This is a genomic window from Cryobacterium sp. PH31-AA6 (assembly GCF_030063195.1).
Classification (GTDB): Bacteria; Actinomycetota; Actinomycetes; order Actinomycetales; family Microbacteriaceae; genus Cryobacterium.
In genome coordinates this window covers 284,142-305,817 of sequence record NZ_JASISS010000001.1, presented here as the reverse complement: position 1 = coordinate 305,817, position 21,676 = coordinate 284,142, and the positions used below count along the sequence as shown (strand labels likewise).

Sequence of the window (21,676 nt, the reverse complement as noted above, 5' to 3'; positions counted from 1 at the left end):
GTCGCCAGTTCGATCTTGGCGGACGCGGCGAGCACCGAGAGCTCGGGCGAGGTCAGCCCCTGCCCCAGGCCCTGGGCCGGGTCGAGGCGTTCCCGCAGGGTCGCGGTCGTGGGCAGCGCTTCCAGTTCGCGCTTGAGGTCGCCGGATGCCTCCAGCCAGTCCATCAGGCGTTCGTAGCTGGGGCTCCAGCTGGTGACCCGCACCCGGTCGTTGAGCAGCAGGATGTTCTGGTCGACGTTGTCTTCCAGCACGAGCCGGCCGACCTCGTCGGTCATGTCGGCGAGGAAGCCAGGGCGGTCGGCGGCGGAGAGTTTCCCCGCCGCGACCATCCGGTCGACGAAGATCTTGATGTTGACCTCGTGGTCGGAGCAGTCCACACCGGCGGAGTTGTCGATCGCGTCGGTGTTGAGGATGACGCCGTGCAGGGCCGCCTCGATGCGTCCGAGCTGGGTGAGGCCGAGGTTGCCGCCCTCGCCGACGACCTTGACCCGCAGGTCGCGGCCGTCGACGCGGATGCCGTCGTTGGCCTTGTCGCCGACCTGCGCCGCCGTCTCCGTGCTGGCCTTCACATAGGTGCCGATGCCGCCGTTGTAGAGCAGGTCGGCCGGCGCCATCAGGATCGCGCGCAGCAGTTCCGGCGGGCTCAGCCGGGTGGTCCCGGCGGGCAGCCCGAGCGCGACGCGCACCTCGGCCGAGATCGGCACGGACTTGGACTGCCGCGGGTAGATTCCGCCGCCGGCGCTGATCAGGCTCGCGTCGTAGTCCGCCCAGGACGAGCGCGGCAGCTCGAACAAACGGCGCCGCTCGGCGAAGGAGAGCGCCGGGTCGGGGTTCGGGTCGAGGAAGATGTGCCGGTGGTCGAAGGCCGCGACGAGTCGGATCTGCTCCGAGAGCAGCATCCCGTTGCCGAAGACGTCTCCGGACATGTCGCCGACCCCGACGACCGTGAACTCATCGGTCTGGGTGTCGACGTCGAGTTCGCTGAAGTGCCGTTTGACCGACTCCCAGGCGCCGCGGGCGGTGATGCCCATCGCCTTGTGGTCGTAGCCGACCGAACCGCCGGAGGCGAAGGCGTCGCCGAGCCAGAACCCGTATTCGGCGGCGAGTCCGTTGGCGATGTCCGAGAACGTGGCGGTGCCCTTGTCGGCGGCGACGACCAGGTACGAGTCATCGTCGTCGTGGCGCACGACGCGAGCCGGCGGCACGAGCTGCTCGCCGGCATCCGTCAGCACCAGGTTGTCGGTGAGGTCGAGCATGCCCCGAATGAAGGTCTTGTAGCTCGCGACGCCCTCGGCCATCCAGGCCGCCCGGTCGACGGCGGCATCGGGAAGCTTTTTGGCGAAGAACCCGCCCTTGGCGCCGGTGGGCACGATCACCGCATTCTTGACCGTCTGGGCCTTGACCAGGCCGAGAACCTCGGTGCGGAAGTCCTCCCGCCGGTCCGACCAGCGCAGGCCACCGCGGGCGACCTTGCCGAAGCGCAGGTGCACGCCCTCGACCCGCGGGGAGTACACCCAAATCTCGAACTTGGGCCGTGGGAACGGCAGCGCCTCGATCTGGCCCGGGTCGAGCTTGATGCTCAGGTAGGGCTTGTCCTGGAAGAAGTTCGTGCGCAGCGAGGCCTCGATCAGGTTGATGAAGGTGCGCAGCACCCGGTCGGCGTCGAGGGTGGCGACCTGCTCCATGGCCTCGGTGAGCTGCGCGCGCACGTGCCCGGTGCGGCTGGCACGCTCGTCTTCGGTCAGCTCCGGGTCGAAGCGGGCCTCGAACAGCGCCACGAGGGCAGCGGCGACGATCGGGTTGTCGATCAGGGTGTTGCCGACGAAGCTGTAGGAGTTCGTGTTTCCCATCTGGCGCAGGTACTTGGCGTAGCTGCGGAGGATGACGACCCGGTGCCAGGGCATGCCCTCGCGCAGCACCAGGCGGTCGAGGCCGTCCGATTCGATCGCCCCGCTGAGTGCGGCCGCGAAGAACTCGGCGAGCAGGCCGCCGGTTTCGACCGGGTCGACGCCGGCCGGGTAGTGCAGGCCCAGGTCGTAGAGGAAGAATTGCCGGCCGTCGGCGGTCTCGATCTCGAACGGCACCTCGTCGAGCACCTCGATACCCAGGTTCTGGAAGAACGGCAGCAGTTGGCTGAGGCTCTTCGACTCCATCAGGTAGAGCTCGACCCTGGCGTGTTCGTTCGGCCGGTCGGCGGCGTTCTTCGAGAGGTACACGTAGAGGCCGGGGCGGGCCGGGCCGGCCGCGGATGCGGCGGCGACCGTCTCGAACCGGCCGATGTCGACCAGGGCGTCGTCGACCTCGTAGTCGACGCGGTAGCTCGCCGGGAACGCCTCGGCCCACAGGGTCGACAGGCGCTCGGCCTCGTCGAGCGGGTACTGCTCGCGCAGCTGCTCGCTGATGCCCTCCGGCCAGGACCGGACGGCCATCGCCAGGCGCCGCTCGAGCGCGGCGACGTCCACCGGCGCCGTGTCGACCGCGCCGATCATGGCGCTCTTCGGCAGCCGGATCCGGTAGAACAGGCGGGCCAGAGTGGATTCCGTCATGCGGGCCTCGAAGTCGAGGGACTCCGCGTTGAAGGTGTCGGTGAGTTCCTTCTCGATGCGCAGCCGCACGGCCGTGGTGTAGCGGTCGCGGGGAAAGTAGACCAGGGCGGACATGAATCGGCCGAAGGCATCCGGTCGGAGGAAGAGCCGGGTGCGGCGACGTTCCTGCAACCGCTGGATGGCCACGGCCGTCGCGACCAGGGTGGGCTCGTCGATCTGGAACAGCTCGTCGCGCGGGTAGGTCTCCAGGATGCCGAGCAGGTCCTTGTCGCTGTGCGACCCGGGCGGGAAGCCGACCTCGGCCAGAACGGCGTCGATCTTTTCGCGCAGGATCGGCACATCCCGCACCGAGCTCGTGTAGGCGCTCACGGCGAAGAGGCCGATGAAACGCTGCTCCCCGTTGACGTTGCCGTCTGCGTCAAAGCTCTTGATGCCGATGTAGTCGAAGTAGGCGGAGCGGTGCACACTCGAGCGGGAATTCGCCTTGGTGATCACGAGCACGCGCCGTTCGCGGGCCATCTTGCGCCCGGCCTCGGTGAGGTGCTGGATCTCACGCCCGTCCTGCGGCGAGCGCAGCAGCCCCAGGCCGCTGCCGTCGCGGATGGACAGCACGTCCTCGCCGTCGACGGACTTGAGGTCGTACTCCCGGTAGCCGAGGAAGGTGAAGTTGTCGCGATCGAGCCAGCGCAGCAGATCCTGCGCCTGACGGATGTCCTGGATGCCCTCGGCGTGCGGCAGCCGGTCGAGCGCATCGGCGATGGTCATGGCCTTTGCCCGCATCGGCCGCCAGTCGTCGACCGCGGATCGCACGTCGCTGAGCACCCGGCTCAGCCCCTCGATGAGCCGGCCGCGAGCCTCCTCGCTGGCGCGCTCGATCTCGATCGCGATCCAGGACTCGAGGTGGGGCGAGTCCTCCTCGTTGCCGAGGAGATGGGCGATGCTGGGCATCGTGGAGGTGTCGCCGCTGGAGACGCCGACATTGGCCGGCATCCGGGTGACGCTCACCAGCCCGTGGGTTTCGCGGTTACGGGTCACGACGAGCAGGGGGTGCACCACGAGGTGGATGGCCGCGTGCTGGCGCACGAGCTCGGCGTTGACCGAGTCCACCAGGAACGGCATGTCGTCCGTGGCGATGTAGACGACGCTGCGGTCGGCCTCGTTGAGGATCTCGACGTTCGCGTGTTTGGGCAGCCGGGTGCGGGCAACCTGCCAGTGATTCTGGGCTCGGGCCCGAAGCACGGCGGGATCGTAGTCCAGGGCGTCATCACCGGCCAGCCGCTCGTAGTAGTCCGCGACGAATGTGTCGAGCGCGGCGCCCTCGATGGGCGGACCGGCTGGGCTGGATTCAGACATGGATTCGGACGACATGGATTTTGACGACATTGACAAAAAGCCCCCATCAGTTCTTGATCTTCGCTCGCTGTTGAACGTGGAGACCGCTTGAATACCATCCTAGGTTTGTTCACCGGACTCCGCACGCCACACCCCGCCCGGCGACACCGCTCTCAACGACACTGCTCTCAACGACATCGTTTGAGAAGCAACCACCACTCAGACCCGCGCCGACTCTTCGGCGTCGGCGAGTGCCGTCTCCAGCCCCTGCAGGATCAACCCCACCCCGAAACCGAACTCGTTCCCATAGGCATACCCCGGCTTCAGGACGAGCTCTTCCGCCATCGCGGCGAGGTGCGGGAACGCCTCCGACATCAGGTGCTGCTGCCGCATGATGTCCTCGGTCGCCGCGCTGATGTCGCCGGACTCAGAAAGCGGCAGCGACGTCTCCTGCAGCGCGAAACCGTGCACGTAGCTGTCGAGCAGCGACATCGCGTGCGCGGCCATCGACATGGAGAAGCCCGACTGCAGCAGGAAAGCAATCACCCCGTCGAGGTGCCCGAGCGTGGCGGCACCGGGCGACGTTCGGGTGTCGACCAGGGCGATGGCCCACGGATGCCGCGTGAGCACACTCCGCACCGCCTCCGAGTGGTCGCGCATCGCACTCTTCCACTCGGTACCGAGCGGCGGCAACGGGATCTCGCCGAAGACGCCGTCGACCATGCCGTCGAGCACATCGTCCTTGCTCTTCACGTGGTAGTACAACGACATCGCTTCGACCCCCAGCTCCCGTGCGAGCTTGCGCATGCTCAGCGATTCGATCCCACCCGCGTCGGCCAGGACCATCGCGGCCCGCACGGCTCGCTCGCGCGTCACCGGTTCCCGGGCGAATACCGGTGCAGACGAATTCATAGCGACCTTTCCCTCGACATGCCTTACACCGTATGGTAGCGTGCTGACATCACCTTACACCGTATGGTGTCAAGGGAGCCCCTGGGGGCCGAGAAGAAAAGACGAAACGACATGACCGACTGGACCACCGCCCACCTGCCCGACCTCGCCGGCAGGACCATCATCGTCACCGGCGCCAGCAGCGGCATCGGCCTCGAGACCGCCCGCGCCTTCGCCGCGCACGGAGCGCACGTCGTACTCGCCGTCCGCGACGAGGCAAAGGGGTGCGTCGCCGCGGCGATGATCGGCGGCGACACCGAGGTGCGCCGCCTCGACCTCGCCGACCTCGCATCCGTGCGGCAGTTCGCCGCGGACTGGAGCGGCAAGATCCATGTGCTCGTCAATAACGCCGGCGTCATGGTGCCGCCGCTCGGGCGGACGTCCGACGGCTTCGAGCTGCAGTTCGGGACCAACCACCTCGGCCACTTCGCCCTGACCAACCTGCTCCTTCCGCACATCGATGGCCGGGTCGTCACGGTCGCCAGCACCGCGCACCGCTCCGGCCGCATCGACTTCGACGATCTGAACTTCGACGCCCGCCCCTACCGCAGCGGGTCCGCCGGCTACGCCCAGTCCAAGCTCGCGAACCTGCTTTTCACCCTCGAGCTGCAGCGCCGCCTCGAGGGGAGCGGCGGGGCTGTGATCGCAACGGCAGCCCACCCGGGCATGGCCGCGACCAACCTCAACTCCAGCTCCAGTAGCGCACTGCTCAAGGTGGTCGGGGCCGTCGCGGTTCGCCTGTTTGCCCAGAGCGCTGCGGCCGGGGCCGGGCCGACCCTGTTCGCCGCGACCGCCGAGATCCCCGGCGGCAGCTATGCCGGCCCGAGCCGCCGCCGCGGAATGGCCGGGCCGCCCACTCTGGTGGGCCGCTCGGCTGCCGCCCGTGACGTCGGCGACGCCGCCCGGCTCTGGACGGTGTCGGAGGACCTCACCGGCATCCGTTACCCGTTGCCGAGCGCAGCAGCACAGCTCGAAGCCGGCCCGCTTGAGACAGCACCGCTTCAAACAGCACCGCTTGAGACAGCACAGGGAGGTAAGTGAAATGACCAGGAACACGGATGGGGCCAGTCACCAGACCGCGCGACCGGCCACACTGACCAGATCAGAAGCCCCGACCATGCGGGCGATAGTGCAGCACGCCTACGGCACCGCCGACGTGCTGCACCTCGAGCGCATCGAGCGGCCGGCCATCAAGCCCGACGAGGTGCTGATCCGGGTGCGGGCGGCCGGCGTCAACCACGCCGACTGGGTCTACACGAGCGGTCGGCCGTTGCTCGCCCGTCTGGCGTTCGGGCTGCGGAAGCCGAAGCAGCCCGTTCGCGGGCGGGACGTAGCGGGCGTGGTCGAGGCGGTCGGCGAGGGCGTGACCCGGTTCCGGCCGAATGATGCGGTGTTCGGCGAGGTCGACGGGGGCAGCTTCGCCGAGTACACGGTGGCCCGTCAGGATCTGCTGGCCCTCAAGCCGGTCGGCCTCACCTTTGAGCAGGCCGCGGTCGTGCCGGTGTCGGCGCGTACCGCGCTGCAGGGCCTGCGCGACACCGGCAAACTGCGGCCCGGGCAGAGTGTGCTGATCAACGGAGCGTCCGGCGGGGTGGGCACCTTCGCCGTGCAGATCGCCAGGGCGCTCGGCGCCGAGGTCACCGGCGTCTGCAGCCGCCGCAACGTGGAACTGGTGCGCTCCCTCGGCGCCGACCAGGTGATCGACTACACCTACGAGGACTTCACCCGCAGCGGGCGCCGCTACGACCTGATCTTCGACTCGATCGGCAACCATTCGATCAACAGCCTCCGCCGCGCCCTCACCCCGACCGGCACGCTCGTTCTCTCCAGCGGCACCGGCGGCCGGGTGCTCGGGCCGATGGGTCGCATAATCCGGGCCCGTCTGCTGTCACTGGTCGTCGGCCAGACCCTGACCACCGGCATGCTCGCCCGAAGCACGGAGACTCTCGACGAGCTGCGTGCGCTCTTCGATTCCGGGGCGGTGACGCCGGTGATCGAGCGAACGTACCCGCTGAGTGAAACAGCGGATGCCGTCCGCCACTTCGCCGAGGAACACGCCCGGGCGAAGATCGCGATCACGGTTTCCGCCGCCGAGTAGCCGGGGTTTGTCCGAGTAACTCGTGACCAGTAGCCGCGATCCCTTGGGCATTGCAACCTGCGACAATCCTCGACATGGATATCTACTCAGTGGTCCGGATCTTCTTGATTCTCGCCATGCTGTTCGGGGCCGGCCTGGCGCTGTTCTGGATCATCAGGATTGCGGTGGCCCGAGGAATGCGTGATCACTACAACTGGGTTGCGCGGAACCACCCAACCTCGGGTTTGGCAGACTGAACCACATGGTTCGGATAGTCAGGAACACCACGAAGGTCGCGGTCATCACGGCTGCGACGGTGGTGGTACTGCTGCTGGGTCTCCAGGCAGAATCCTTGGTCACCACGAGCGGCGCCATCGTCACGCCTATTCTGATGACCGCCGCAATCGTGTTCATGGCACGCACGTTCCGAGGCGACGACGAACCGGTGGCACCTCCCCGCCCGTGGTGGCGGGCCACAGCGAAGCCGACCTCCGGTTTCGTGGTGAGCGCGCTCCTGATCTCTGCCGTGATTCGCCCCTTCCCCTCCGCGTGGACCGGTGACGGGTCAACCATTTGGGGCTTGGGTGGGGTGCTGTATTTCCTGACTGCGTTGTGGTTCTTCATAAGTGCGATCAGGCAGTCGGGTTCTTCGTCGACACCGGAGGACCCCTGACGGCTTAAGCGACGGCCCGAATTCATCGCCCGCGCCGGGCGCGCTTCCGGCGGCGATGCCGGCCACCGCCACTCAACCAGAGGCTGAATCGCCGCGGGTCAGCTTCTCCAGCGCCACCTCGCCCACGATCGGGATGCCGTAGTCCCGGGCCTTCCGCGCCTTGCCGGAGAGCGAGTCGGGGTCGGCGGCAACGACGAGTTTGACCTTCTTCGTCACGGCCCGCCACGGGGTGAAGCCGCGGGCGACGAGTTCGCCCTCCCACACGTCGCGTGAGCGGGTCATATCTCCGGTCAGCACGACCAGGTCCCCGGGCCGCAGCGCGAACGCCTGTGCCGGGTCGACCACGGCCAGCGATTCCGGCGCCAACGGCGTCGGCGCGTCGAGTGCGGCCGAGACCACCTCGAGGGACAGCTCGAGCAGGTTACCGACGTCGACCAGGTCGGCCATCTCATCCGTCGTCAGGATGCCGTCTTCCCAGGCGATGCGGGTCAGCCCGGCGAAGTACTCGAGGTGCAGCGCCTCGCAGCTGTGCCGGCTGATGCCCAGCTCGTCGGCCAGCTGCACCAGGGCCTCGACCTCGTGCGCGGAGAGGTGCCGGTCGAGCAGGCAGCGGTCGAGCAGCGCCAGGTAGTCGATGTACTCGGCCGGGCCGGCCACGTCGGGCAGGTGGTGCGTCATGCGGGCCAGGAATGACGCCGCCGTCATCGGGTGCGCGGAATCCGGCCGCGGGTACCAGGCAATCTCCTGAGCCACCATTCCCGGCCACTTGTAGGCGACGGCCGCGCCAATGTCTTCAGACCAGAACGCCGGGTCGTTCGCCGACTCCACGTAGGCGCCGAGCAGCCGCGCGGTGGCGGCCGCGTCGACGGATGCCCGGTGTGCGCCGTCGAGCTCGATGTCGTAGGCCGCGCAGCAGTCGGCGAGCGAGCGGCCCGTGCCGGGGAGGAAGTCGCGCGCCAACTGCATCGTGCAGAGCGTGACCAGGTTCGCGTTGGTCCAGTGCCCGGCCCGCTGGAGTTCGGCGATCAGGAAGCGGCTGTCGAAGCTCGCGTTGTGCGCCACCACCACGCGCCCGGCCAACAGCTCGACGAGCCTCGGGGCGATCTGGTCGAAGGTGGGGGCGTTCATCACATCCGCGGCCCGGATGCGGTGAATGTCCTGGCGGCCGAGGTCCCGGCCCGGGTTCACCAGGGTGTCCCAGTGCCCTTCGATTCGGCCGAGCTCGTCCACGTGCACGATGGCCACCTCGATGACCCGGTCGTTTCCGGTCGGGAAGAGGCCCGTGGTCTCGAAGTCGATCACGGCGAAACCGGGTCCGGACATGGGGGCTCCTCAGAAGTGGACGGAAGGAAGAAGGTTAGCGTGACCGCTGTGACCGGGCGAACCGCGCTCGCTCGGCCATATTTTGCCTTAGCCGCTCGATTGCCGGCGGGGCCGGGCACCTCTCCCCCGTCGTTGGTGCCCGAGTTGTCATGGATCCCCGCTCCGCCGAGTTCAACCTACCGCGGCCGCTTCGCGAGCGGATTCCCGTGCGTATGATGCCGGCAAGGCGTTGCCCGCCGGCTCCCGCCGGTGCCAGTCGAGAGGAACTGCCGTGACCTATAACTTCGAAGTGTCCGCGATCGTGCCGGCGAGCCCCGAGCAGGTCTACGAGACCTGGCTCAGCAGTTCCGGGCACACCGCGATGACCGGTGCGGACGCGAGTGTGGACCCCCGCGTCGGCGGCAACTATGACGCCTGGGACGGCTATATCACCGGGCGCACGATCGCCCTCGACCCCGGGCGGCGCATCGTGCAGAGCTGGCGCACGGCCGATTTCACCGAGGAAGACCTCGACTCCGAGATTGACGTGCTGTTCGAGGCCGTCGACGAGGGCACCCGCGTCACGATCAACCACAGCGACGTGCCCGCCCTGCAGCGCGGGTATGAGGAGGGCGGCTGGGAAGACAGCTACTTCGTGCCGATGCGGGAGTACTTCGCGGCGTCGTAGACCGACCGCGGCATGGCCTCGGCGTTCGCGGCTGTGGCCGGGGAGGGGGCGTAGGCATCCGTGAACAGGTCTTCTTCGTGACTTCACTGAGATCCACGCTCGATCCACGCGCGATCCACGCGCGTGCCCTGAAGAGCGTGCGGAACCAGAATGCGCCACCCAGACATACCCCAGGGGCGTATAGCATGGGTATCAACGGATCCGGGCCAGGGTCTGGGACCCGGTTGCGTTCTCGCTGCTCGGTGAGCACCTGAGTCATTGCGTCGCGGGACGCCCACTCCTGGGTTACAACGAATCACTAGGGAGGCTCCGATGAGCCAACACGATCACACCAGCGCAACCTCGCACGCAGCGCCGGTCAATCCAGGCTCGCACCATGAGCCGGCTGGCGGCGGCGCCATGATGACGCACGGCTCGAGTGACCAGCACGACGGACACCCGGGCGGTGGCGGTCACGCCGGTCACGCAGGTCACGGCGGTCACGCCGGTCATGGCGATCATGTGGCCCGGTTCCGGCGGCTGTTCTGGATCATGCTGGTCCTGGCGGTTCCCGTGGTGTGGTTCTCGCCGATGTTCGCGATGCTGCTCGGCTACTCACTGCCGGATGCTGCATGGGTGCTGTGGGTCTCCCCCGTGCTGGGGAGCGTCGTCTATGTCTGGGGTGGTGCACCGTTCCTCACTGGGGCGGTGAGCGAACTGCGCAGCAGACAGCCGGGAATGATGTTGCTGATCGGACTCGCAATCACGGTCGCGTTCGTGGCGTCGTGGGGTGCCAGCCTCGGACTCCTCGATCACGGGCTGGACTTCTGGTGGGAGCTCGCCCTGCTGACCGTGATCATGCTGCTCGGCCACTGGGTCGAGATGCGCTCACTGGCGCAGACGACCTCGGCGCTGGATTCTCTCGCCGCGCTCCTCCCCGACGAAGCCGAACGGGTCGACGGAGACGAGACGGTCACCGTCTCCCCCAGCGAGTTGCAGGTCGGCGACGTCGTCGTCGTCCGGCCCGGCGGCCGGGTCCCCGCAGACGGTCGCGTGTCTCAAGGCTCGGCCAGCATGGATGAGTCCATGATCACCGGCGAATCCCGCCCGGTCCGCCGCAGCGAGGGCGACCATGTCGTCGCCGGAACGGTCGCGACGGACTCCGGAGTGCGGGTCGAGATCACGGCGGTCGGCGATGACACGGCGTTGGCCGGCATCCAGAAGCTGGTGGCCGATGCTCAGAATTCGACGTCGCGGGCGCAGCGCCTCGCCGATCGTGCCGCGGGCTACCTGTTCTGGTTCGCACTCGGCTCCGGTGTGATCACCGCCATCGTGTGGACCGCGATCGGGATGCCGGATGCCGCCGTGGTGCGCACGATCACGGTGCTGGTCATCGCCTGCCCGCACGCTCTCGGACTGGCGATCCCCCTGGTGGTGTCGATCTCCACCGAACGGGCCGCGAAGGCCGGTGTGCTCGTGAAGGACAGACTGGCGCTGGAGAGCATGCGCACGGTCGACACCGTCATCTTCGACAAGACCGGCACCCTCACCAAGGGAACCCCCGCCGTGACCGCCGTCGAACCCGTCGACGGGTTCGACGCCGACGAACTCCTCGGGTTGGCGGCCGCGGCCGAGTCGGACTCTGAGCATCCGCTGGCCCGAGCCATCGTCGCGGCCGCCAAGGAGCGCGACCTGACCGTGCCCGGCTCCGTCGACTTCGAGTCGTCCCCGGCCGTCGGGGTCCGCGCCCGCGTGGCGGAGCGCACTATCCAGGTCGGCGGTCCGTACTTGCTCGAGCAGGAGTCCGGCTCCGAACTCCCCATCGCCGACGAATGGCGTGAGCAGGGTGCCATCATCCTGCACGTGCTCGTCGACGGGAAGGTCGCGGGTGCCCTGCGGCTGGCGGACGAGATTCGCCTCGAGTCGCACGCCGCGATCGCCGCGCTCCACGACCGCAACGTGCAGGTGGTGATGATCACCGGCGACGCCGAAGCGGTCGCCGCATCCGTCGCCGGAGAACTCGGCATCGACCGGTACTTCGCCGGAGTGCGACCGGCCGACAAGGCCTCGAAAGTCAAGGCGCTGCAGGGCGAAGGCCGCAAGGTCGCGATGGTCGGCGACGGCGTCAACGACGCTCCCGCTCTCGCGCAAGCCGATGTCGGCATCGCGATCGGCGCCGGCACGGATGTTGCGATCGCCTCCGCCGGCGTGATCCTCGCCAGCGATGACCCCCGCTCTGTGGTGTCCGTGATCGAGTTGTCCCGGGCCTCCTACCGGAAGATGCGCCAGAACCTGTGGTGGGCCGCGGGGTACAACCTGCTCTCCGTTCCGCTCGCCGCCGGCATCCTCGCACCGATCGGGTTCGTGCTGCCGATGTCCGTCGGCGCGCTGCTGATGTCACTGTCCACGGTGGTCGTGGCGCTGAACGCCCAGCTACTGCGCCGGCTGGACCTGGACCCCGAGAAGGTGACCAGCCGGTAACGGGAGGTACGCCCCCGGCTGGCCCTGCCCGGCATCCCCTCAGTGTGTGAAGTGCGACTCCTGGAGCTCGTACACCGGGGTGTCCAGGCCCTCCATCCGGGCCTTGATCTGCAGCGCCAGGTAGTTGGAGTAGTGCCGGCTCTGGTGCAGGTTGCCGCCGTGGATCCAGAGCTGCTGCACATTGGTCGGCTTCCACATGTTGCGCAGCTCGCCCTCCCAGGGCCCCGGGTCCTTGGGCGTGTCCGAACCGTAGCCCCAGCACCGGCCGACCTGGTCGGCGACCTCGGGCGAGACCAGGTCGGCCAGCCAGCCGTTCATCGAGCCGTAGCCGGTGGCGTAGACGATCAGGTCGGCCTCCAGCGCCGTTCCGTCCTCGAGGACGACCGAGCCGCTCTCGATCCGGTCGATCTGACCTGACTTCACCTTGACCCGGCCGTCGATCAGCAGCTGGGACGCACCCACATCGATGTAGTAGCCGGAGCCGCGGCGCAGGTACTTCAGGAACAGGCCGGAGCCGTCGGTGCCGAAGTCCAGGTCGAATCCGACGTCCGTGAGCTTGGCGTAGAAGTCGGCGTCACGCCGGGCCATCTCCTCATAGATGGGGATCTGCGCAGCCGGCAGGATCCGGTACGGCAGGGAGGCGAACAACAGGTCGGCTTTCTCGGTGGTCACCCCGTTGGCCAGGGCACGCTCCGAGTAGAGATCACCCAGCGCCAGGTCCATCAGGGCGTCGCTGCGGGCGATGTGCGTGGACGACCGCTGTACCATCGTCACCTCCGCTCCCGTCTCCCAGAGGTCGGCACAGATGTCGTGGGCGGAGTTATTGGAGCCGATCACGACGGCCTTCTTGCCGGTCCAGTCCCCGCCGCCCTCGTGCTTAGACGAGTGGTGCTGTTGCCCGGCGAACGTTTCGGCCCCCTCGAAGACCGGGGTGTTCGGATACCCGGACACGCCCAGGGCGAAGACCAACTGCTTGGGCCGCAGGGTCACTTTCTGGCCCTCGCGCACGACCTCCACCACCCATTCCTGGTCGGCCTCGTCGAACGCGGCCTTGGTGCATTCCGTGCTCGACCAGTAGTTGAGTTCCATGATGCGGGTGTAGTGCTCCAGCCAGTCCCCGATCTTGTCCTTGGACGCGAAGACCGGCCAGTCCTCCGGGAACTTCAGGTACGGAAGGTGGTCGTACCAAACCGGATCGTGCAGGTGCAGGGATTTGTAGCGGTTGCGCCACGAATCGCCGGGGCGCGCATTCTTCTCGATCACGATCGTGGGCACGCCGAGCCGACGCATCCGTGCGGCCAGACCGATGCCGCCCTGGCCGCCGCCGACGATGACGCAGTACGGCTGCTCGTCGTAGCCGAGCGAGGCTTCCCGTGCATTCTTCTTCTCCAGCCAGGACAGCCGACCCTTCTGAATCTCGTGCGTCACGCCCTGCTCACGGTTGGCGCCCTTCTTCTCTTCGAAGCCCTTGAGTTCCTGCATGGTGGTGAGCAGGGTCCAGCATTTGCCGTGCCGTAGCCGGAGGTGCGCATACCCGCGGGCCTGCCCGGTCTCGAAGTTCACCCAGGCCTCGGCGGCGACGGCGTCACCGGTGGCGTCTTCGGCGCGCACCCAGCCGGCGGGCTGCACGTGCTCCAGCTGAGCCTCCAGCATCCTTCGGATGTCGTGCTTGCCCTCGAAGGTCTTGAGATTCCAGGTGAAGGTCACGAAGTCGCGCCAGTAGCTGTCCTCCTCGAAGAGGGCCAGGGCAGCGTCGATGTCGCGGGCCTGCAGGGCGGCATCCAGGCCCGCGAGCCAACGGTCGACGACCTCATTCGGTGATTCAGGCTGTGATGATTCAGGCATATTCACTCCCTTGTGTGCGCTGAGTGAGATCTGCCGGATGCGCGTACTAGGGTTTCCCCAAACGATTCGGGCGTGATCTCACGCTCAAGTAGAAACCCGCGGGGGTTACAACGGCGTTACACCCACTGCGACTGCCTTTGTTCGGGTCGACCCAGGGAGTGCACAGATGCCTCACCGAGAGCAGGGAACCGGCGGCAGCCGTGCGCTCGCGGCGCCGTCCGACCTGCGGTTCTCCTCACCCAGCGAGTACGCGGCCCTGCTCCGGCGGGCCCACGACCTGGCGCTCTCCGGTGCAGCGCAGCCGAACGTCAGCCCGAGCATCTGGGCGTCCTGGCAGCGAGCCCTGGCCTGTGGGATCGACCCGGACACACATCTGCCTCGGCACCTTCACGAGGTGTCCGACGTCGTCTCGCTGCGTCGTGAGCATCCCCTCGCGGCGGTGATGCCCGCGCTCACCGAGCTGCTCGCCGATGAGAACGCCTCCGGGCGGCACCTGCTGGTGCTGACCAATGCGCAGGGCGAGATCCTGTGGCGGGTGGGTAGCCCGGCCGTGTTGACGCAGGCCGACGGGCTGGAGTTCATGGAGGGCGCGGACTGGTCCGAGTACGGGATCGGTACCAATGCAATCAGCGAGGTCCTGGTCAGCGGGCGTGCCGCGCAGCTCTTTTCGGCCGAACATCTGGTGCGCACCCACCACGATTGGGCCTGTACAGCGTCCCCCATCCGCGACCCACGCACAGGGGCGCTTCTGGGAGTGCTGAACGTGTCCGGGCCGCTCGACACGGTCACGGTCGACAGCATGCGCATGGTCAAGACCGGCGTGCGGCTGGCCGAGGAACTGTTGAAGGCCCGCCCGGCCAGCTCGGCGAGCCCGGTTCCAGCCCGGCACGGCGCCCTGCCCGAGAGCACGGCAAGCATCGCGGCCAACCCTCCTCAGACCGGCCTGGCGCTTGAGTTCCTGGGCGACAGGCCGGCGGCGGTGTTCCCCGACGGACTGCGGGTGCCGTTGTCGCTCCGGCGAGCGGAGATCCTGGCCCTGCTGGATTCGCGCAGCCGCGGGTGGAGCGCCGAGGAGTTGGCATACGAGGTGCACGGAGAAACCGGTGCCGCGTCGACGATCCGAATCGAAATGCACCGAATCCGGGCGGCCGCGCCGGGCCTGGTGGAGTCCAATCCGTACCGGCTGGCGGATGGCGTGCGCGGAACCTCCGACGTCAGTCGGGTGTTGCGCGCGCTCCGCACCGGGCAGCTGGCGGAGGCGCTGAATGCCTACTCCGCCCCACTGCTCAGCCGCTCGGCAGCGTTCGCGATCGAGTCGCTGCGGGTGGAGCTGAGTGACGCCGTCGGGACCGCGATCCGGGCGAGCGGCAGCGCCGAGTTGATCCAGCGCTGGTGCGCCACCGACATGGGGTCCACCGACGAGCGGGCCGTGCACGTACTGGGACGGCTGCTCGGCCCGCAGGATGCCGGTTACCTCTCCTTCCGGGCGCGCTCGGAGCGACTGGACCGGGAGTTCGGGCTGTAGCGGGGTGACAGCCTCGATCCCGCCACCTCAAGCCTGGTTCGACGCCAGACGCCCGCACGACGAGCTCGCGACCTCGTGCCGGTTGACCTCGTGCCGATTGACTTCCGGAAAATACACCTTCATTTTCGGGACGGGGGTGCCTTGTCCGCAACTCAGTCGGGCATCCCTCGAGTGAGGGGCCGGGGGCGCTCGTAGGATGACACCATGCTCGCACTCCTCGTCACCACCCCCGGAGGGCCCGACGTCCTCACCCTGTCCACCGTCGCCGATCTGCCCGTCGGGCCCCGGGACATCCGCTTTCGGGTGGCCGCGGCCGGCGTGAACCGGGCGGATGTCGCGCAACGCCTGGGCGCGTACCCGTCACCGGCGGGCGCCCCGCAGTGGCCCGGGCTGGAGGTGTCCGGGGTGGTCACCGAGCTCGGCGCCGAGACCACGCTGTTCGCGCTCGGCGACCGGGTGTGCGCGCTGCTGCCGGGCGGCGGTTACGCCACCGAGGCCGTGGTGCACGAGGAGCTGGCGCTCCCGGTGCCGGACTCGATCGACCTTGTCGACGCGGCCGGGCTGCCCGAGGCGCTGGCCACGGTGTGGTCGAACGTGTTCATGAGCGCGGGCCTGGCCGCCGGCGAGACCCTGCTCGTGCACGGCGGCGCGAGCGGAATCGGCACCGCGGCCATCCAGCTGGGCCGCCTGGCCGGCGCCCGGGTGGCCGTGACGGCCGGGTCGGCGGAGAAACTTGCGGCGTGCGCGGAACTGGGCGCGGAGATTCTGATCAACTACCGCACGCAGGACTTCGAGGCCGAGATCGTGGCCGCCACCGGCGGGCACGGCGCCGACGTGATCCTCGACATCATCGGCGGCTCCTACGCGGCCCGCAACGTGGCCGCGCTCGCGGTCGGCGGGCGCATCATGGTGATCGCCAACCAGAGCGGCGAGGACACGGTCTTCAACCCGTTCCACCTGATGCAGAAACGTGGTCGTTACTGGGGCACGACCCTCCGCGCCCGCCCATTCGTGGAGAAGGCCGCGATCATCCGGGCCCTCAAAACGGATGTCTGGCCCTGGCTCGAATCCGGAGCGTTCCGCCCGGTGATCGACAGCCGGTTCTCGTTCGCGGAGGCCGCGGACGCGCATCGACGGATGGAGGCGTCGGGGCACGTGGGGAAGATTCTGCTGGTGCCGTGAGGCGGTGGTTGCGCTTGTCGAAACCAGCGCGGCTGGGCGGCGAGGTCTCGGGACAGGGTCTCGGGACCGGGACTCGACAAGCTCGACCACCGGCGGCTCGGCCTGGGGTCGGGCCTGGTTCACACCGTTTTCGGGCTATGAACTACGCCACCGTGTCACTTCCCCTCGTTATGTTCACCGTGGTTGTTGTCGCGGCAGTCATCACCCTTACCCTGGTCTCGACCCGACCCTACGGGCACCGTCCACACCTCGCCGTTGAGCGTCACGACAAGTGCCGTGTCCTCACTGAAAACGACCGACGTCGGCAGGTTCAGGGCATCGGCCACGACGGAAAACACGCCGTCGGCGTTCACTCGCAGCAACTCACCGCTATTGGGCAGGGCCGGGGAACCTGCCGGCACCTGGCCCGGTGAATCGCCCTGGGACAGGGCATATACCGTTCCGCATTTGCTGACCGCGACGTCCACGATCAGGCTATAGCCGGACGCAACGTCCGTCGCCACCGGATTCTTCGCGCTGAACGAGACCACCTTGCCCGTTGCCGGAAGGTGTGGCACGGGGCCGGCCTCCGCCATGTAGATCGTCTTTCCTGACACGGCCAGACCCGTGGGAACAATGTTCTCAAACGCGATCAGCTCGGTCACCGTCCCGTCGAGCTTCACGCTGAGCATCCGGTTGTGGTGTCCGTCGGTCACCAGGAAGCCGCCGCGAAACGGCTGGAACGCAAACTGCACTCCGCTCGCGAGAAAAAAGTCAGTAGCCGGCGGATGCGCGCGGGAGAACGCGCCGAGGTCGGCGATCACCGTGAAGGTCGTGGGGCTGTCGATCCGATAGATGCCATCGACGTTGGTGCCGCCGACCTCGGGACCCACCACGGAGACCAGGACGTACGCGGTGTTGCCGATGAAGGCCACATCGATCGGGCCTGCGATGCCGATCACGGTCTTCGGCAGGCCGCTGGCGAATGTTGATGTGGCACCCGTCTTCGGATCTATCCGAGTCACGGTTCCGAGCACGTTTTCCGTCACGTAGAGCGCCCCGTCGGGGCCGATCGTGCCACCGGTCGTTCCCTGAAGACCCGAGACGAGGAGTGTGGCCGATGCGCCCTGGTGCGTCGTGGTCGCTCCAGCCACCGTCGGCGACAGAACTGATGGAATCACGAGCGCCGCGAGGAGCGCGGCCAGGGTGATTGTTCGTTTGGCAAACACAATGTTCCCTTCATTGAGAGGGTGCGCGGCCGGGTTCTCACGGCGCCGCATCGCTGCGTGACCGCCGATTCACCGTATTCCCGCTCGAAGGGTCACAGAGTTATGAAAGCAATTGCCTGAGTATTCCTCAGACATTGTCGTCCGCGCTCACGCCCGGGTCAAGGCCCGGACCAGCCCCGACAACGCGACAGTTTCGAGGTCTCGGGTTCGCCCGGAGCGGTTCTACCCTCGCGGATCAGGCTCCCTGTGATCCGAGTAGGCCGACCGGAATGGCTCGCAGCTGACCCTCCGGGCTAGATGTCGAAGTCCTCCGGCACCGGGCTCCCCGACCGCTCGAACTCGCGAACGGTGCGCCGCTCGGACTGGCGAACCGTGTCGTGCACCGACTCGTCGGTGTAGGTCGATGTGACGAGGATCGGCATGTGGTCGGAGGTACGCTGCGGCAGCGTCTCGACGTTGTCGATGGTCAGGCCGGTCGACGTGGCGAGATCGAAGTGCCCCCTGAAAAACTTATAGCGCGTGTAGGTGCGGGAGTCGCTCAGGGTGAGGTCATAGCCGGACTTGTTGATCTTGTTTCCGAGGTTGCGCTTGAAGATCGGGTAGTTGTAGTCGCCGACCATCAGGGTGGGCAGCCCCGGCCCGAGCAGGTTGAGTTCCTCGTGCGCGGTGCGGATCTGGTTGCGGCGCAGGGAGTTCATCGCGGTGAGCGGCGCGGCGTGGAACGAGGCGACGACGAGCTCGCGGTCTTCGACCCGGTCAATCAGCCGGGTGCCGATCAGGCGCTCGTGCGCCGGCGCCAACACCAGATCGTGCAACGACTTCTTCAACGCGAATGCCTGCGTCTTGACCGCCTCGAACCGATCCTTGCGATAGTAGACCGCGAGGCCGAGCCGGTTGGTGAGGGTGGAGTCGGCCAGGTGCAACAGTCCGATCTCGCGGGGAAGCTCGAGTGTGTCGCACTCCTGGAGGCACATGACGTCGGGCTCGTACTGTTGGTCCAGGGCGACGAGTTCACCGCTGGCACGGTTCTTGCGGAGGTTGTAGCTGATGACCCGCACGGCAGACCTGTTTCCGACTCGATGGATGGGCTTCCAGCCTACGTTTCCTCGCCGGAGAACTTGCAATCGAATATCGGCAGGCGGGTACCGGCCCGTCTCCCCGGTGTCCTGGCCCGTAACCTCCCAGCCGGTCAGCGTTCCGGGATCCACGCCGGGGCGCTCACGCCCGCACCGGTGAGGTTGTCGCAGTGCACAAACTGGGTGCCGATCCGGGTGAGCGGGCAACTCCCGGCATGCTGACCGCGGCGCCGATCCGGCGCACTCCGGACACCCCGACGACGACGCCGCGACACTGTTGTCCAGTGCGTTGTTGCCCAGTGCGTTGTTGCCCAGTGCGTTGGCACGCACACTGCCACGCGCCCTGCCAGGCGCCCTGCCAGGCGCACGGATGCGGCGACGGCGGGCCGGGCGCCGTTCCGGCGCCGGGCGGGCCGGGCTCACGTCGCCGGCCCCAACTGGGCGCGGAGGCTGAACTCATCCAGTCGACGGCCGATGACGGCGCCGACCGGCCAGGGCGCCGCGATCGCGATCAGGTCGTCGACATATTCGGCCACGGTGCGGCTGGAGCAGCAGGGGCACCAGCCCTTGGCGTCGAAGCAGGCCGACAAAGCACTCTCGTAGTCGGCCCGGCTGAAGTCGGCGATCTCGCGCACCGCGGCCGTGGTGGTCGACCCGTCGGAGCTCATCCCTGTGAACGATCGGCCGCAGCCGCACCGGCCATTCGGGTTTCGCAGGCTCGTCGGGCAGGGATCGATCACCCAGACCAGTTCGCCGTTGATGCAGTCGGTGAAGTCCCGTGCCCGCGCGCCCTGAGTCGCCCGGGTGGCCACAAGTACCTTCATTGTCTTCTCCTTGTTCTCGGCACGAGCGTCAGTGAGTATCGATGAGTAGCTGATCGGGACGATAACAGCAGCCACCGACAATGCGTCGGAACGAAAAACTCGCCCTGCATAGACTCGACTGCACGGGCGAGCAACGCCGGGGAACGCGAGGGTGGACCAGATGGCATTGAGCGAGATCGTAATGGTGCGACACGGGCAGACCCAGTGGAGCATTTCCGGCAAGCACACCGGGCGCACCGACATCCCGCTGACCGACCTCGGCCGGCAGCAGGCGGATGCCCTCGGCGAGATGCTGCAGGGCTATGATTTCTCCCTGGTGCTGGCGAGTCCGTTGACGCGCGCCTGGGAGACCATGGAACGGGCCGGATGCGCCGGTCAAGGAATGCCGGACGAGAACATTCTCGAGTGGGACTATGGCGTGTTCGAGGGGCGCACGACGGCCGAAATCCGCGCGTCGGACCCCGGCTGGTCGGTCTGGACCTCCCCCATCGACGGCGGGGAGACCGTCGACGAGGTCGGGGTTCGGGCCGACCTCGCCATCGACCGCTGCCTGGCCGCGCCCGGACCGGTCGTCGTCTTCGCACACGGGCATTTCCTGCGGATCATGACGGCCCGCTGGATGGGCCTGCCGGCATCCGCGGGTCGGCGCCTGAGCCTCGGCACGGCGACCGTCTCCACCCTCGGCTGGGAGCGGGAGACCCGGGTGCTGCAGAGGTGGAACGACGCCTGCCACCTCAACTCGATGGACCCGGTGGTCTGACCCGGCAAGCAACCGAGGCGGACCGGTCAAGCCCGGCGGCCGAAACCGGATGCCCGTCGGCCAGCGGTGTCGATCACGCCCGGCGGCGGTTGCGGCGCACGGTCGGCGGCGCGCCCGCGCTGGGCCGACCGTCGAGGAAACCGAGCACCTCCTGCACGAAACCGGGCGCCGCCTGGGTGCCGGCATGTCCCCTGCCCGGATAGAGAATGAGTCTGCCGTGCGGGATCCGCGCCGCAGTTTCGGTGAAGAGTTCCGGAGTGTAGAAGGCGTCCCGGTCGCCGCCGATCACGAGCGCCGGCGCGGTGATCTCCTGCAGGCGTCCGCGCAGATCGAGGCCGTCCTCGGCGTGGATCGTGGCGAGGAGGTCGGCCGTCGTGCGGCGGAAGACGGCGCGGCCGACCAGCCAGCCGAGCGCGGCGAAGACCCACCGGGTTGCCGGGGTGGCACCGAGCAGGCCGAAAAGTCGGGCGGCCGCGCGCCGGGGTCGATCCGCCCGCAACTCTTCCGCCACGCGCTGCTGAGTCGGCGCGCCGCGTGGCCCCAACCGGTAAGCGGCCGACACGATCACAAGCCGACGCACGACATCCGGGTGGTCGGCCGCAAGCTGCAGCGCCACGCTGCCGCCCGTCGAGAAGGCCAGCACGTCAACGGGGCCGGCAAACCGGCTGGTCAGGGCCCGGGCATAGTCGCCGGCCAGGCCCGCCATGGTCGCATCGAGGTCGAGACCCGGCCGCCGGGTGATCCACCAGACGCGGCGGAACCGAGCGAACGGCCCGAGCTGGTGCACCAGGGCCCGCCGCTGGGCGCCGAAGGGTGCCACATGGTTCGAGCTGATCCCGGGGAGCACGACCAGCGGAGGTCCGTCCCCGAAAGTGAGGAAGGGCATCCCGCCGGTCATGGTCCCGTAAACGCGGGCGTTGTGGGACATCGGGACGACCATTCACTGGTGTGAGTGTTCCGGATGCCGCGGCCCGGCTCCGGCTGAGCGTGTTGCCGAGGATACCCCCTAGGGTTCGGAGACCGCCAGGCGCAGCAAGGTCCGCGTGCCGCACTCGACCGAGTAGGCGGCTGCGTTGCGGAGAAAACACGTTCCCCGCGACCACGAGGGTGCGATCTCCGAGACTCAGCGGCGTTTGGGCGCTCGCGGGGCTTGCGTGGGCGGATGATGCTGGCGGCAGGCGGGCGGATGCCCCACAATCGAAGCAATGCAACGCACCGCTGCCGAGG

At 68.0% G+C, this 21,676-nt stretch carries 17 protein-coding genes; 9 read left to right on the top strand and 8 right to left on the bottom strand.

The features are described 5' to 3' along the window. The coding region (locus QMG61_RS01400) for an NAD-glutamate dehydrogenase (protein ID WP_283492624.1) at positions 1-3,899 on the bottom strand (3,899 nt) is incomplete at its 3' end. A 198-nt stretch (positions 3,900-4,097) separates the two neighbouring features. Beyond that, positions 4,098-4,790, bottom strand: coding sequence for a TetR/AcrR family transcriptional regulator C-terminal domain-containing protein (locus QMG61_RS01395; RefSeq protein WP_283492536.1), 693 nt, complete (start codon positions 4,788-4,790; stop codon positions 4,098-4,100). Positions 4,791-4,901: 111 nt separating this feature from the next. Between QMG61_RS01395 and QMG61_RS01390 the strand changes: the two genes are divergently transcribed. The 4 genes from QMG61_RS01390 (at position 4,902) to QMG61_RS01375 (ending at position 7,579) form a co-directional block, all read left to right on the top strand. After that, a complete protein-coding gene (locus QMG61_RS01390; protein WP_283492535.1) occupies positions 4,902-5,870 on the top strand; it encodes an oxidoreductase in 969 nt (322 codons plus the stop codon). Position 5,871: 1 nt separating this feature from the next. Then, complete coding sequence (locus tag QMG61_RS01385; protein ID WP_283492534.1) at positions 5,872-6,927, top strand: NAD(P)-dependent alcohol dehydrogenase; 1,056 nt, start codon at positions 5,872-5,874, stop codon at positions 6,925-6,927. 74 nt (positions 6,928-7,001) lie between these two features. Then, positions 7,002-7,163, top strand: coding sequence for a hypothetical protein (locus tag QMG61_RS01380; RefSeq protein ID WP_283492533.1), 162 nt, complete (start codon positions 7,002-7,004; stop codon positions 7,161-7,163). 5 nt (positions 7,164-7,168) lie between these two features. Next, complete coding sequence (locus tag QMG61_RS01375; protein WP_283492532.1) at positions 7,169-7,579, top strand: hypothetical protein; 411 nt, start codon at positions 7,169-7,171, stop codon at positions 7,577-7,579. A 72-nt stretch (positions 7,580-7,651) separates the two neighbouring features. Here the strand turns inward: QMG61_RS01375 and QMG61_RS01370 are convergent, their stop codons facing one another. Further along, positions 7,652-8,902 carry an exonuclease domain-containing protein gene (locus QMG61_RS01370; RefSeq protein WP_283492531.1) on the bottom strand — a complete coding sequence of 417 codons (1,251 nt, stop codon included), beginning with the start codon at positions 8,900-8,902 and terminating at the stop codon, positions 7,652-7,654. Between the two features lie 271 nt (positions 8,903-9,173). On the opposite strand from QMG61_RS01370, the gene QMG61_RS01365 reads away from it, so the two are divergent. Together QMG61_RS01365 and QMG61_RS01360 are read left to right on the top strand one after the other, a co-directional pair. Then, complete coding sequence (locus QMG61_RS01365) at positions 9,174-9,569, top strand: SRPBCC domain-containing protein (protein ID WP_283492530.1); 396 nt, start codon at positions 9,174-9,176, stop codon at positions 9,567-9,569. A gap of 399 nt (positions 9,570-9,968) precedes the next feature. After that, positions 9,969-12,029, top strand: coding sequence for a heavy metal translocating P-type ATPase (locus QMG61_RS01360; RefSeq protein WP_502846987.1), 2,061 nt, complete (start codon positions 9,969-9,971; stop codon positions 12,027-12,029). 39 nt (positions 12,030-12,068) lie between these two features. Here the strand turns inward: QMG61_RS01360 and QMG61_RS01355 are convergent, their stop codons facing one another. Then, positions 12,069-13,874 (bottom strand): NAD(P)-binding domain-containing protein, encoded by a 1,806-nt coding sequence (locus tag QMG61_RS01355; RefSeq protein WP_283492528.1) that lies wholly within the window; start codon positions 13,872-13,874, stop codon positions 12,069-12,071. Between the two features lie 166 nt (positions 13,875-14,040). Between QMG61_RS01355 and QMG61_RS01350 the strand changes: the two genes are divergently transcribed. Then, positions 14,041-15,399, top strand: coding sequence for a sigma-54-dependent transcriptional regulator family protein (locus QMG61_RS01350; protein WP_283492527.1), 1,359 nt, complete (start codon positions 14,041-14,043; stop codon positions 15,397-15,399). 204 nt (positions 15,400-15,603) lie between these two features. Next, positions 15,604-16,581, top strand: a complete 978-nt coding sequence (locus QMG61_RS01345; RefSeq protein ID WP_283492526.1) for an NAD(P)H-quinone oxidoreductase — start codon at positions 15,604-15,606, stop codon at positions 16,579-16,581. A gap of 155 nt (positions 16,582-16,736) precedes the next feature. Here the strand turns inward: QMG61_RS01345 and QMG61_RS01340 are convergent, their stop codons facing one another. The 3 genes from QMG61_RS01340 to QMG61_RS01330 all read right to left on the bottom strand — a co-directional run bounded on the left by QMG61_RS01340 (position 16,737) and on the right by QMG61_RS01330 (position 19,689). Then, a complete protein-coding gene (locus QMG61_RS01340) occupies positions 16,737-17,789 on the bottom strand; it encodes a ScyD/ScyE family protein (protein ID WP_283492525.1) in 1,053 nt (350 codons plus the stop codon). 293 nt (positions 17,790-18,082) lie between these two features. Continuing rightward, complete coding sequence (locus QMG61_RS01335; RefSeq protein ID WP_283492524.1) at positions 18,083-18,847, bottom strand: endonuclease/exonuclease/phosphatase family protein; 765 nt, start codon at positions 18,845-18,847, stop codon at positions 18,083-18,085. 437 nt (positions 18,848-19,284) lie between these two features. Beyond that, the gene (locus QMG61_RS01330) at positions 19,285-19,689 is read right to left on the bottom strand and encodes a DUF7715 family protein (RefSeq protein WP_283492523.1); all 405 of its coding nucleotides are present in this window, start codon (positions 19,687-19,689) and stop codon (positions 19,285-19,287) included. Between the two features lie 160 nt (positions 19,690-19,849). Between QMG61_RS01330 and QMG61_RS01325 the strand changes: the two genes are divergently transcribed. Beyond that, complete coding sequence (locus QMG61_RS01325; protein ID WP_283492522.1) at positions 19,850-20,449, top strand: histidine phosphatase family protein; 600 nt, start codon at positions 19,850-19,852, stop codon at positions 20,447-20,449. 73 nt (positions 20,450-20,522) lie between these two features. Here QMG61_RS01325 and QMG61_RS01320 read toward each other — a convergent pair whose 3' ends face one another. Continuing rightward, positions 20,523-21,377, bottom strand: a complete 855-nt coding sequence (locus QMG61_RS01320; protein WP_283492521.1) for an alpha/beta fold hydrolase — start codon at positions 21,375-21,377, stop codon at positions 20,523-20,525. Between the last annotated feature and the right edge of the window lie 299 nt (positions 21,378-21,676).

Bases quoted from the DNA above. Each gene is read 5' to 3' on its own strand.
- QMG61_RS01395 (WP_283492536.1), bottom strand. From the start codon at position 4,790: ATGAATTCGTCTGCACCGGTATTCGCCCGGGAACCGGTGACGCGCGAG.
- QMG61_RS01390 (WP_283492535.1), top strand. From the start codon at position 4,902: ATGACCGACTGGACCACCGCCCACCTGCCCGACCTCGCCGGCAGGACC.
- QMG61_RS01385 (WP_283492534.1), top strand. From the start codon at position 5,872: ATGACCAGGAACACGGATGGGGCCAGTCACCAGACCGCGCGACCGGCC.
- QMG61_RS01380 (WP_283492533.1), top strand. From the start codon at position 7,002: ATGGATATCTACTCAGTGGTCCGGATCTTCTTGATTCTCGCCATGCTG.
- QMG61_RS01375 (WP_283492532.1), top strand. From the start codon at position 7,169: ATGGTTCGGATAGTCAGGAACACCACGAAGGTCGCGGTCATCACGGCT.
- QMG61_RS01370 (WP_283492531.1), bottom strand. From the start codon at position 8,902: ATGTCCGGACCCGGTTTCGCCGTGATCGACTTCGAGACCACGGGCCTC.
- QMG61_RS01360 (WP_502846987.1), top strand. From the start codon at position 9,969: ATGATGACGCACGGCTCGAGTGACCAGCACGACGGACACCCGGGCGGT.
- QMG61_RS01355 (WP_283492528.1), bottom strand. From the start codon at position 13,874: ATGCCTGAATCATCACAGCCTGAATCACCGAATGAGGTCGTCGACCGT.
- QMG61_RS01350 (WP_283492527.1), top strand. From the start codon at position 14,041: ATGCCTCACCGAGAGCAGGGAACCGGCGGCAGCCGTGCGCTCGCGGCG.
- QMG61_RS01345 (WP_283492526.1), top strand. From the start codon at position 15,604: ATGCTCGCACTCCTCGTCACCACCCCCGGAGGGCCCGACGTCCTCACC.
- QMG61_RS01330 (WP_283492523.1), bottom strand. From the start codon at position 19,689: ATGAAGGTACTTGTGGCCACCCGGGCGACTCAGGGCGCGCGGGCACGG.
- QMG61_RS01325 (WP_283492522.1), top strand. From the start codon at position 19,850: ATGGCATTGAGCGAGATCGTAATGGTGCGACACGGGCAGACCCAGTGG.
- QMG61_RS01320 (WP_283492521.1), bottom strand. From the start codon at position 21,377: ATGTCCCACAACGCCCGCGTTTACGGGACCATGACCGGCGGGATGCCC.